Source organism: Streptomyces sp. XD-27 (assembly GCF_030553055.1).
Lineage (GTDB): Bacteria > Actinomycetota > Actinomycetes > Streptomycetales > Streptomycetaceae > Streptomyces.
This window is the reverse complement of the sequence record NZ_CP130713.1, coordinates 3824842-3836395: the sequence shown is the minus strand read 5'-3', so window position 1 is coordinate 3836395 and position 11554 is coordinate 3824842. Positions and strand designations below refer to the sequence as shown.

Here is an 11554-nt window from a genome sequence, read left to right as displayed (position 1 = left end):
ATTACCGAGGTTTCACGGACCCATGCAGTCGACCGGCCGGTGATCTGTGTCGCTCAGGCTGCCCTGACCTCCCCATCTTCCTTGTCGCCCACGGCGCTTCCCTTCGTTGCTGCTCATAAGCTCGACATAAAAGTTGAGCGGGGCCGACTCATGTCTGTTGACACGAAAAAGTTGATCATGCAGGCTTGAGCCTGTTCCACTCAATGCTGTAGCTGGAGGATTCCGAAATGGCACGTGCGGTCGGCATCGACCTGGGTACGACGAACTCCGTCGTCAGTGTGCTCGAAGGCGGTGAGCCCACCGTCATCACCAACGCCGAGGGCGCCAGGACCACGCCGTCCGTTGTGGCCTTCGCGAAGAACGGTGAGGTGCTCGTCGGCGAGGTCGCCAAGCGCCAGGCGGTCACCAACGTCGACCGGACGATCCGCTCGGTCAAGCGCCACATGGGCACCGACTGGAAGATCGGCCTGGACGGCAAGGACTTCAACCCGCAGCAGATCAGCGCCTTCATCCTGCAGAAGCTGAAGCGGGACGCCGAGGCGTACCTGGGTGAGAAGGTCACGGACGCGGTCATCACGGTTCCTGCGTACTTCAACGACTCCGAGCGTCAGGCCACCAAGGAGGCCGGTGAGATCGCCGGGCTGAACGTCCTGCGTATCGTCAACGAGCCTACTGCGGCCGCCCTCGCCTACGGGCTGGACAAGGACGACCAGACGATCCTCGTCTTCGACCTCGGCGGCGGCACCTTCGACGTCTCGCTGCTGGAGATCGGCGACGGCGTGGTCGAGGTGAAGGCCACCAACGGTGACAACCACCTCGGTGGTGACGACTGGGACCAGCGCGTCGTCGACTACCTGGTCAAGCAGTTCCACGCCGGCCACGGCGTGGACCTTTCCAAGGACAAGATGGCCCTCCAGCGCCTCCGCGAGGCCGCCGAGAAGGCCAAGATCGAGCTGTCCTCCTCCACCGAGACCTCGATCAACCTGCCGTACATCACGGCGTCCGCCGAGGGCCCGCTGCACCTGGACGAGAAGCTCACCCGCGCCCAGTTCCAGCAGCTGACCGCGGACCTTCTGGAGCGCTGCAAGACCCCGTTCCACAACGTGATCAAGGACGCGGGCATCAGCCTCTCCGAGATCGACCACGTGGTGCTGGTCGGCGGCTCCACCCGCATGCCGGCCGTCGCCGAGCTCGTCAAGGAGCTGACCGGCGGCAAGGAGGCCAACAAGGGTGTGAACCCGGACGAGGTCGTCGCCATCGGCGCCTCGCTCCAGGCCGGTGTCCTCAAGGGCGAGGTCAAGGACGTCCTGCTGCTCGACGTCACCCCGCTGTCCCTCGGTATCGAGACCAAGGGCGGCATCATGACCAAGCTGATCGAGCGCAACACGACCATCCCGACCAAGCGCTCGGAGATCTTCACCACGGCCGAGGACAACCAGCCGTCGGTGCAGATCCAGGTCTACCAGGGCGAGCGCGAGATCGCCGCGTACAACAAGAAGCTCGGCATGTTCGAGCTGACCGGTCTGCCGCCGGCCCCGCGCGGCGTCCCGCAGATCGAGGTCGCCTTCGACATCGACGCCAACGGCATCATGCACGTGGCCGCGAAGGACCTGGGCACGGGCAAGGAGCAGAAGATGACCGTCACCGGTGGCTCCGCGCTGCCGAAGGACGACATCGACCGCATGATGCGCGAGGCCGAGCAGTACGCGGAGGAGGACCACAAGCGCCGCGAGGCCGCCGAGACCCGCAACCAGGCCGAGCAGCTCGTCTACCAGACGGAGAAGTTCCTCAAGGACAACGAGGACAAGGTGCCGGCCGAGGTGAAGACCGAGGTCGAGACCGCCGTCGGCGAGCTCAAGGAGAAGCTCGCGGGCGAGGACACCGCCGAGATCCGCACCGCCACCGAGAAGGTCGCGGCCGTCAGCCAGAAGCTCGGCCAGGCGCTGTACGCCGACGCCCAGGCCCAGCAGGCCGCGGGCGGCGCCGGTGCCCCGGGTCCTGACGGCTCCGCCCCGAAGGCCGACGACGACGTCGTCGACGCCGAGATCGTCGACGACGAGAAGGCCGCCGGCGGGCAGGGTGGTGCCGCATGACGGAGGAGACTCCGGGCTTCGAGGAGCAGCCCGAGGTCCCCTCCTCCGCCCCCGAGAAGGAGGGGGACGCCTCCACCGCGAAGTCCCCTGACGACAAGGCCAAGGGCGCCGGGCCGGCCGACAAGGCCGGCCCGGAGGCCCCGGGCGGGGACGGGCTGTCCACCGTCGGCGTCCAGGCGCAGCTGGACCAGGTCCGCACCGCGCTCAACGAGCGCACGGCCGACCTCCAGCGGCTCCAGGCGGAGTACCAGAACTACCGCCGCCGCGTGGAGCGGGACCGGGTGACGGTCAAGGAGATCGCCGTCGCGAACCTGCTGTCCGAACTGCTGCCGGTGCTCGACGACATCGGCCGCGCCCGGGAGCACGGCGAGCTGGTCGGCGGCTTCAAGTCGGTCGCCGAGTCGCTGGAGACCGTCGCCGCCAAGATGGGACTGCAGCAGTTCGGCAAGGAGGGCGAGCCCTTCGACCCGCTGGTGCACGAGGCGCTGATGCACAGCTACGCGCCGGACGTCACCGAGACCACGTGCGTGCAGATTCTGCAGCCGGGGTATCGGATCGGCGAGCGTACGATCCGCCCGGCGCGGGTCGCGGTGGCCGAGCCCCAGCCGGGGGCCCAGCCCAAGTCCGATGAGACGCCCGACGAGGAGAGCGGTGGCCCGGAAGAGGGCTGACGCAGTGGTGACGAGGAAGGAGGGACGCCGGGGATGAGCCTGAGCAGGGATGTGCTGGAGAAGGACCTGTACAAGGTCCTCGGCGTCCCGAAGGACGCCACCGAGGCGGAGATCAAGAAGGCGTACCGGAAGCTCGCCCGCGAGTTCCACCCGGACGCCAACAAGGGCGACGCCAAGGCCGAGGAGCGCTTCAAGGAGATCTCCGAGGCCAACGACGTGCTCGCGGACGCCAAGCGCCGCAAGGAGTACGACGAGGCCCGCGCGCTGTTCGGGAACGGCGGCTTCCGCCCCGGTCCCGGCGGCCCGGGCGGCGGCAGCTTCAACTTCGACCTCGGCGACCTCTTCGGCGGCGCGGGCCAGCCCGGTGGTGGCGCGGGCGGCTTCGGCGGCGGGCTCGGCGACGTCTTCGGCGGCCTGTTCGGCGGCCGGGGCACGGCCCGCACCCAGCCGCGCCGCGGCCAGGACATCGAGTCCGAGGTGACGCTGAGCTTCACCGAGGCCGTGGAGGGGGCCACCGTCCCGCTGCGGATGTCCAGCCAGGCCCCGTGCAAGACGTGTTCGGGCACGGGCGACAAGAACGGCACGCCGCGGGTCTGCCCCACCTGCGTCGGCACCGGCCAGGTCAGCCGGGGCGCGGGCGGGGGCTTCTCGCTCACCGACCCGTGCGCGGACTGCCGGGGCCGGGGTCTGATCGCCGAGAACCCCTGCGACGTGTGCAAGGGCAGCGGGCGCGCCCGCTCCGCGCGCACCATGCAGGTCCGTATCCCCGCGGGCGTCAGCGACGGGCAGCGGATCCGGCTGCGCGGCAAGGGCGCACCGGGCGAGACCGGCGGCCCGGCCGGCGACCTCTATGTCGTCGTCCACGTCGACCCGCACCCGGTCTTCGGCCGCAAGGACGACAACCTCACGGTCACCGTGCCGGTCTCCTTCGTGGAGGCCGCGCTCGGCGGCGAGGTGAAGGTGCCGACCCTCGGCGGCCCGCCGGTCACGCTCAAGCTGCCCGCGGGCACGCCCAACGGCCGTACGATGCGCGCCCGCGGCAAGGGCGCGGTGCGCAAGGACGGCAGCCGCGGTGACCTGCTGGTCACGGTGGAGGTCGCCGTACCCAAGGAGCTCGACGACAAGGCGCGCGAGGCGCTGGAGTCGTACCGGGAGGCCACCGCGGGCCAGGACCCGCGGGCGGAGCTGTTCCAGGCCGCGAAGGGAGCATGACCCATGGTGGTGGACGGGCGAGGCGGAATGCAGGGCGCCGGTGGCGGACGCGGCGGCGGCCGGGCTCCCCGCAATCCGTACCAACTGACCGACGAGACACCGGTGTACGTCATCTCGGTGGCGGCACAGCTCTCGGGCCTGCACCCGCAGACCCTGCGGCAGTACGACCGGCTCGGCCTGGTCTCCCCCGACCGCACCGCGGGCCGCGGCCGCCGCTACTCGGCCCGCGACATCGAACTGCTCCGCCAGGTACAGCAGTTGTCGCAGGAGGAGGGCATCAACCTGGCCGGCATCAAGCGCATCATCGAACTGGAGAACCAGGTCGCGGCGCTCCAGGCCCGCGTCGCGGAACTGACCGCGGCGGTCGAGGGCGCGGCGGCGGCGATGCAGCAGCGCGAGGCGCAGGTGCACGCGTCGTACCGGCGGGACCTCGTCCCGTACGACCAGGTGCAGCAGACGAGCGCGCTGGTGGTGTGGCGGCCTAAGCGGCCGGAGTAGCCGCGGAGCCGCGGAGCGGCTGCGTCAGACATCGAAGGGGCCGGGAGAGCGGATGCTCTCCCGGCCCCTTCGATGTGCGGGGTGACTGCCCGAGGTCAGACGAAATCCGCGGTGTCCAGTTCGAAGGCGAACGGCTCGGGCAGCGTGATCGTCTTGCCGAAGGCGGCGGAGTGGACCTCGGTGTAGTCCTCGGACGCGGGCTCGCTGAGCAGCGTGACCATGCCTTCCTCCCGGTCCACCAGCAGGTAGAGCGGGATCCCGCCGCGTGCGTAGCAGTGCCGCTTGGCGATGCGATCACGTTCGGGCTTGCTGCTGGTCACTTCGGCCACCATGGCGACTCCGTCGCAGGGCATCCAGGACGGCGCTCCTCGAAAGAGGCGCAGGTCGCGCGGGGCGAAGGTGATATCGGGGATAGCGTGGTTCTTCGGGCACAGGCCGCCTCGTGGGAGAAGGAGCCCTTTGGTACCCGAGGCATCCATGTCTGTTGCTGAATTTCGCAGCACTTGTCGGGTGATGGTGCTGATGTGGTCCTCGTGGTCGCCGTCGGGCGTCGGTGACACGACGATTTCCCCCTCGATGAGCTCGGCCTTGAAGCCTTCGGGGGTCTCCAGAGCCAGAAAGTCCTCCAGGAGGATCTGCTCCGGGGTAGGAGTCGGCTCGTGTGTCATAGCAGTCATGCTGCCCCCCTTAATGGATGTGGTCCAGTGTCGGCCGCGCGCGGCGCCGATGGTGGGTTCAGCGGAGAGGTTCACTCTCAGGAGTGGCAGCCTTATGCACCGCGCCCTCACAACGCCCACAGACCTCGGGGCTTCCTGCCGATCTCGCAGCAGACGACCTTGGCGGCCGTGCCCCACAGCTCGCCCTTGAGCGGGAACGTGCTCCACGTGTCGGCGACCACCGTGAGCAGGAGCAGCCCGCGCCCGCTCTCGCCGTCGCCGTCGGGGTCGTCGGGGTCCTTGATGACGAGTGGTGCGGGGCCGTTGTCCCAGACCATGAGTCGGAGCTTCTCGTCGGCGGTCCAGCTGATCCGGATGTCGGCCTCGCCGCCGGAGTGCACGATGGCGTTGGTCAGTAATTCGGTGGCCAACAGCTCGGCACGGTCGATGAGTTCGGGCAGCCCGTGCGCGAGGAGCATCTTGTGGAGGCTGGCTCTGGCGACGGATACGGCCCGGGGGTCGTTGGGGACGTGGATGCAGTATTCGAAGGGGGCGACGTCCTGTTGGGTGTGGGGCATGGGCATACGGGCCTCCTGTGGGCACGCTTGAGCCGTGGCGCATGCTGCGGTGTGTGAGCGGCGCAACACTCAACGTAGGAGCTATTTATGGCTCCCCGCAACCTCGTCTTGGCTTCTTCGCCCGATCGGGTCGTGCCGTGGCACAGTGGCGTCGCGAGCCCCTGAGGAGGAAGTGAAGTCCATGCCGCGGAGAAGCAACCCCACTGCGCGACAAGCGCGGTTGGGCGCGGAGCTGAGGAAGTTGCGCGAGCGTGCGGGCATCCCCGCAGGGCAGGCTGCCCGCGTAGCCGATATGAAGCAGGGCGACCTGTCGCACCTGGAGGCGGGCCGTCGTGCGGTGAGTGGCGAGCGCGTGCGCGCCCTGGCCGCCCAGTACGGCGTGACGGACACGGCGTTGGTTGACGCGCTCGCGGCGATGACGGGGCGGCAGAAGCGCGGTTGGTGGGAGCAGTACCGGAGCACGGTCGGTGCCGCACTGCTTGATCTCGCGGAGCTGGAACACCATGCCCGTTCCATCAAGCTGTTCCAGATGGTGCATGTTCCGGGCCTCTTTCAAACGGAGGAGCACAGCCGTGCCCTCTTCGCCAACGCGCCGTACGAGGTGTCCCGCGAGCTCTCCGACACTCTGTCGGACTTCCGCCAGGCGCGCCGTCAGATTCTCGACCGAGAGGATCCGCCTGAAATCAGGATGGTCGTTCACGAAGCAGCGCTGCGCATCAAGGCGGGGGACCGCAAGGTCGCGCGTGGCCAGCTGGAACTGCTGCTACGTGAGTCGCACCGACCTGCCGTGAACCTGCAAGTGATCCCTTTCGCTCGCGAGCGCTTCTCAGCAGCGTTCTCGATGCTCTACGTAGAGGGCCCGGTGCGGCAGCTCGACACGGCCCAATTCGACGTCGTGAACGGGAGCATCTTCGTCGATGACGAGAGGCAACTGTGCGGCTATCGAGAAGTATTCAGTACGCTGGAGGCTACGGCGCTGTCCGCGTCGGAATCGCGGGATCTCATCGACCGCATCGTCCAGGAACTGTGATGCAAATGCCCTCACGGGAAGCGCCCTGGCGGAAGAGCTCGTTCTCCGGCGGATTCCAGAACAACGAATGCGTGGAGCTCGGCGCAGCCGGCGGCTCCGTACGGCTCCGCGAGAGCGACGACCCCACCGTCGTCCTCACCACCACCCCCGCCACCCTCGCCGCCTTCCTCCGCGCCGCGAAGGCCGGCCGGTTCGACGGCGAGCCGCGGGGGCGGGGGTTACCTCCACCCCTAAGCGGTGGCTGGCCGGATGGGCAACGGCATCCGCGTGCGGCGATCCTGTCCTCACAGGTCTTCCGATCAGCGGGGGGGGGCGACGGCACCGCACGCGGTGCCCGCGAGCCGACGTCCCCGTCCAGCGCTCCGGAAGGCCACGTGACCGACCACGAAGGGGGAACGGTGAAGCGTCCCATGGAGGACACGCTCGCGCGCCGTACGCTGCTGGCCGGCGCCGCGGCAGTCGGTGTGGGAACGGTGTGGGGAACGGCGGGGAGGGCCGTCGCCGGTGGGTGGCGAGGGCCGGTGGCGCAAGGCGCGGTGGACGCCGAGGTGGCGCGGCTGGAGCGCGGGCTGATCGAGCTGCGGCGGGATATCCATCGGCACCCCGAGATGCCGGGGCAGGAGCGGCGCACCGCCGGTGTGGTGGCCCGAGAGCTGCGAGCGGCCGGGCTGACCGTCGCCACCGGGGTGGGCGGCCACGGCGTCGTCGGCGTCCTGCGCGGCTCACGTCCGGGCCGGACCGTCGCGTACCGGGCCGACATGGACGCGGTGCCGCCCAAGGACATCGTGGGGGGCGGTCCGGCGGCGGCTCACCTCTGCGGGCATGACGTCCACACCGCGGTGGCCCTCGGCGTCGCGCGGGTCCTGGCGCGGCTGCGGCGGCAACTGAGTGGAACAGTGGTCTTCCTCTTCCAGCCCGCCGAGGAGAGCCTGACCGGGGCCCGCGCGCTGATCGACGCGGGCGTGCTGGAGCGCACCGGCGTCGAGGAGATCCACGCCCTGCACTGCGGGCCGTTCCCTGTCGGCCAGTTCGCCGTGACGCCGGGCTATGGGATGCCGGGCCAGGACAAGGCGGAGGTGACTCTCCCGGGGCCGGACGCGCCCGACGCCGCGCGCCGACTGGCCGCCGAGATCGGCGCGCTCGCCACGGTGGCACCGCCGCAGACGCCCGCGGACATTGAGCGGATGGTTGCCGACGCCCAGACGCCCGACGGGCCGCTGGCCCGGTTCCTGGTCGTCCGGGCCAGGGCACAGGAGGCCAAGGTGAGTGTGTCCTACCGCTGCTGGCCGCAGGAGCGGTACACGGAGATACGCGAGGACATTCGCCGACTGGCCAGGTCGTACGCGGGGCCGGGGTGAGCTTCCCCGCCGAGCCGTTCCCGGCCATGGTCTGTCCGGAGCGCGACGCCCGCGTGCTCGCCAACCACCTGCGCCGCACACTGGGCCGCGACGCGGTCACCGTGCTCCATGCCGCGTTCCCTCCGTTCAGCGGCGAGGACTTCGCCCTCTACCTGGACCGCGTCCCCGGCACGTACACCTTCCTCGGCGTCCGTGCCCCCGGCGCACCCGTCACGGCCGGCTACCCGCACTTCCCCGAATTCGCCCCGGACGAGCGTGCCATCGGCCTCGGCGTACGGGCGATGGCGGGCTGGATGGCGGCGCGGACAGAGCGCGGGGCGTAGGGCGTAGGCCGCGAGGCGATCTCGAATCCGGATGCGTCGGGATCGCCCATCTGCGATAGTCGCGCGCTGTGAGCACTTCCGAGCTCGTGTTTCGGCGAGCAGTGGACTCCGACGCGGCCGACATCGCCGACGTGTGGCTGCGGTCTGGCGGAAGTCGTCGTTCTCCGGAACCGGCCCGGACAACAACTGCGTGGAGCTCAGCGCAGCTGACGGCCTCGTACGGCTCCGCGAGGGCGACGACCCCGCCGTCGTCCTCGCCACCACCCCCACCACCCTCGCCGCCTTCCTCCGCGCCGCGAAGTCCGGCCGGTTCGACGGAGACAGCTGAGCGGCTGGTGCCGCGCGGCGCCGGGACGGCGTGGGTGGCGAGAGACCACAGGACTACGTCTTTGGCGCCGGTCCACCCGGGTCTGCGGTCCGATTCGCCGGGCCCCGGCGACGGTTAGCGTCACAGCATGCGTATAGGACTACTTGGCACCGGAAACGTCGCCCGAGCACTGGCTCACGGTTGGAGCGCCGCAGGGCACGACGTGCTCCTTGGTTCACGTCGGCCTGAGGAACGGACAGACCTCGGTCTCCCCGTGGCGGGCCTGAGCGAGACAGCCGCCCACGCAGAGGTACTGGTCAACGCCACCCCAGGGGACGTCTCCGTGGAACTGCTGCACTCCATCGGGGCACCGGCGCTGGCCGGCACCCTGCTGATCGATGTCGGGGTCGGCCTCTCCGACGACTTCACCGAGCTGTCGCACCCCAACAGCAGCCTGGGTGAACAGATCCAGGAAGCCTTCCCCCTGACCCCCGTCGTCAAGACGCTGTGCACCATGGACTCCACCGCGATGACCGACCCGGACGGTCTCGACGGCCCGAGCACCGTCTTCCTCTCCGGCGACGACGCCGAAGCCAAACGGACCACCGGTCGGCTGCTCACCGACCTCGGCTGGCCCCCGTCGTCCCAGCTGGACATCGGCGGTATCACCACCGCACGCGGACAGGAGCACTTCGCCCTGCTCTTCTCGGGCATCGCGGGCGGTCTGGGTGCCCACACGTTCAACATCAAGGTGGTCACCCGCCGCTCCGCCTAGGGCCTGCCGTTGGGGGCTGGTGGGTTTCCCCTACCCCGCCCCTTCCCGCAACCAAGGGCTCTGCGATAGTCGCGCGTTATGAACGGTGCTGAGCTCGTGTTGCGGCGTGCGGTGGACTCCGACGCGGCCGACATCGCCGACGTGTGGCTGCGGTCCTTCGCCGCCGCGCTGCCGACCGTGCGCCGCGCGCACGGCGACGACGAGGTGCGGGGGTGGATTTCCACCGTGGTCGTGCCCCAGTACGAGACCTGGGTGGCCGTCGCCGAGGGCGCGGTGATCGGGCTCCTCGTGCTCGATGGCGGGGAGCTCGAACAGCTCTACCTCGATCCGTCCTGGCGCGGCCGCGGTGTCGGCGACCGGTTCATGGAACTGGCCAAGCGGCAACGGCCCCATGGGCTCGGGCTGTGGACGTTCCACGTCAACGGGCCGGCCCGGCGGTTCTACGAGCGGCACGGCTTCACCGCGGTCGAGCAGACCGACGGACAGCGCAATGAGGAAGGCGAGCCGGACGTCCGCTACACCTGGCAGCCTCAGGGGTAGCCCTACTCCGACGTCGACGGAAGCCGGGTGAACATGCGGCCCCCGAGGTCGACGCCCACGATCGTGCCGCTCTCGTCGCGGGTGAAGAAGCCGCGCCGGCCCTTCAAGCCGCCGCTCGTGACGACGTACTCGTCCCCCTCGCCGGGCAGCAGGCCGATGGTGAACGGCGCGTAGTCCGGGGGAGGTCGGTGTCGGCCGCGGCGCGGATCTCCGGTTTGATCACGACCTCCATCGTCAGCCCCGTTCCGTCCGTCCCGTCCGTCCCGTCCGCGTCGATCGTGAGCGTCATGGCGTCGATCTCGTAGGCCCCGGCGATCTCCTGGGCCCGCGCCCGCACCTCGTCGTACGGCAGCGGCTCCGGGTCCTGGTCGGTGACCCCGAGATACGTCTGGAGGACCCAGCGGACCACGGCCTGGTTGAAGAGGATGCCGTTCGGGCCGGCGTTGGACAGGGTGACGACGGCGAAGTCGCGTTCGGGCACGGTGAGCAGCTCGGCGAAGTTGCCGTTCGCCGAACCGCCGTGGCCGACCGTACGGACGCCGTCCACGTCGCGCAGGAACCAGCCGATGCCCATGGCGTCGCCTTCCGCGCTGCCCCGCAGCGCGACCGTCGGCTCCTTCATCCGCTGCAGGAGGTCGGCGGGGAGGACGCGGACGCCGCTCTCCGCCCGGCCGTCGCCCATGTGGAACCTCGCCCAGCGCAGCTGGTCGGCCGCCGACGAGACGAGGCCCCCGCCGGGTCGGTTGCCGCGCGTGGTGGGTGTCCACGGCCGCGCGACGGACAGCGTGCCGTCCTCGTCGCGGTTGTGCCCCACGGCGAACCGCCGCGTCATGACGTCGTTGGGCGCGAAGAGGCTTTCCGACAGGCCCAGCGGTTCCAGGACGAGTGAGGAGACGGCCCGCTCGTACGTCATGCCGGTGACCTTCTCCAGGATCCGCCCCACCAGGTTGTACCCCGCCTGGCTGTACGAGGACCGGGTGCCGGGCGGCGCGATCAGCTCCAGCTCGGCCATCGACGCCACATAGCCGGCCAGGGCGTCGTCCCCGTCGCCGGTGTCGTTGATGACGCCCCAGTCCAGGCCCGCGGTGTGGTTGAGCAGGTTCAGCACGGTGATCTCCGCGGCGGCCCGCTCGTCCGTCAGCGTGAGCTCGGGAACGTACCGGCGCACCGGGGCGTCCAGTTCGACCAGCCCGTCCGCGACCAGACGCATGAGCGCGGTCGCCGTGTAGGTCTTGGTGACCGAGGCCAGCTGGTACAGCGTGTTCTCGTCGACGGGCAGCGGGTGCTCGACGCTCGTCACGCCGTGGCACGCGTAGATCTCCTGGCCGTCGGCCCACACCCCGACGGCGACGCCGGGTATGCCGAGCTCCGCGGCGGTCGTCTCCACGAACTTCGACAGCTCTGCCTGCGACATCTCATTCCCCTTCGATGGACTTGAACTAAGTTCAAGTGGAACGTTAGAGGAACGATTGAACTAAGTGCAAGTGATGGGCTGAACTTAGTGCAGGGCGGC

The 11554-nt window shown here is 69.8% G+C and carries 11 protein-coding genes and 2 pseudogenes; 10 read left to right on the top strand and 3 right to left on the bottom strand.

Annotation, left to right across the window (positions count from 1 at the left end; genetic code table 11):
- Positions 1-227: 227 nt before the first annotated feature.
- From dnaK to Q3Y56_RS16420, 4 genes are read left to right on the top strand one after another with little or no spacing between them, the layout of a single operon-like run.
- Positions 228-2093, top strand: coding sequence for a molecular chaperone DnaK (gene dnaK, locus Q3Y56_RS16435; RefSeq protein WP_304462661.1), 1866 nt, complete (start codon positions 228-230; stop codon positions 2091-2093).
- The gene (gene grpE, locus Q3Y56_RS16430; RefSeq protein ID WP_304462660.1) at positions 2090-2764 is read left to right on the top strand and encodes a nucleotide exchange factor GrpE; all 675 of its coding nucleotides are present in this window, start codon (positions 2090-2092) and stop codon (positions 2762-2764) included. The genes dnaK and grpE overlap by 4 nt, the downstream gene beginning before the upstream one ends.
- Positions 2765-2797: 33 nt before the next feature.
- Positions 2798-3976 (top strand): molecular chaperone DnaJ, encoded by a 1179-nt coding sequence (gene dnaJ / locus Q3Y56_RS16425; RefSeq protein ID WP_304462659.1) that lies wholly within the window; start codon positions 2798-2800, stop codon positions 3974-3976.
- Positions 3977-4003: 27 nt separating this feature from the next.
- Complete coding sequence (locus Q3Y56_RS16420) at positions 4004-4474, top strand: heat shock protein transcriptional repressor HspR (RefSeq protein WP_304465643.1); 471 nt, start codon at positions 4004-4006, stop codon at positions 4472-4474.
- A gap of 95 nt (positions 4475-4569) precedes the next feature.
- Here Q3Y56_RS16420 and Q3Y56_RS16415 read toward each other — a convergent pair whose 3' ends face one another.
- Positions 4570-5142: a Uma2 family endonuclease gene (locus tag Q3Y56_RS16415; protein WP_304462658.1), complete on the bottom strand. Its 573-nt coding sequence runs from the start codon at positions 5140-5142 to the stop codon at positions 4570-4572.
- A 116-nt stretch (positions 5143-5258) separates the two neighbouring features.
- Positions 5259-5714, bottom strand: a complete 456-nt coding sequence (locus Q3Y56_RS16410) for an ATP-binding protein (protein WP_304462657.1) — start codon at positions 5712-5714, stop codon at positions 5259-5261.
- 175 nt (positions 5715-5889) lie between these two features.
- Here Q3Y56_RS16410 and Q3Y56_RS16405 point away from each other — a divergent pair, with 175 nt between their 5' ends.
- The 6 genes and pseudogenes from Q3Y56_RS16405 to Q3Y56_RS16380 all read left to right on the top strand — a co-directional run bounded on the left by Q3Y56_RS16405 (position 5890) and on the right by Q3Y56_RS16380 (position 10041).
- Positions 5890-6738 (top strand): helix-turn-helix transcriptional regulator, encoded by an 849-nt coding sequence (locus Q3Y56_RS16405; protein ID WP_304465642.1) that lies wholly within the window; start codon positions 5890-5892, stop codon positions 6736-6738.
- Positions 6738-6908: pseudogene (locus Q3Y56_RS16400) on the top strand (DUF397 domain-containing protein); the annotation flags it as partial. The gene Q3Y56_RS16405 and the pseudogene Q3Y56_RS16400, both read left to right, overlap by 1 nt.
- Before the next feature lie 240 nt (positions 6909-7148).
- Positions 7149-8419 (top strand): annotated as a pseudogene (locus Q3Y56_RS16395) (M20 family metallopeptidase).
- A 133-nt stretch (positions 8420-8552) separates the two neighbouring features.
- Positions 8553-8747, top strand: a complete 195-nt coding sequence (locus Q3Y56_RS16390) for a DUF397 domain-containing protein (RefSeq protein WP_304462656.1) — start codon at positions 8553-8555, stop codon at positions 8745-8747.
- A gap of 127 nt (positions 8748-8874) precedes the next feature.
- Positions 8875-9501, top strand: a complete 627-nt coding sequence (locus tag Q3Y56_RS16385; protein WP_304462655.1) for an NADPH-dependent F420 reductase — start codon at positions 8875-8877, stop codon at positions 9499-9501.
- Between the two features lie 78 nt (positions 9502-9579).
- A complete protein-coding gene (locus tag Q3Y56_RS16380; RefSeq protein ID WP_304462654.1) occupies positions 9580-10041 on the top strand; it encodes a GNAT family N-acetyltransferase in 462 nt (153 codons plus the stop codon).
- A 103-nt stretch (positions 10042-10144) separates the two neighbouring features.
- Here the strand turns inward: Q3Y56_RS16380 and Q3Y56_RS16375 are convergent, their stop codons facing one another.
- Entirely contained in the window at positions 10145-11455 is a 1311-nt protein-coding gene (locus Q3Y56_RS16375) for a serine hydrolase (RefSeq protein WP_304462653.1), read from the bottom strand.
- Positions 11456-11554 lie beyond the last annotated feature (99 nt).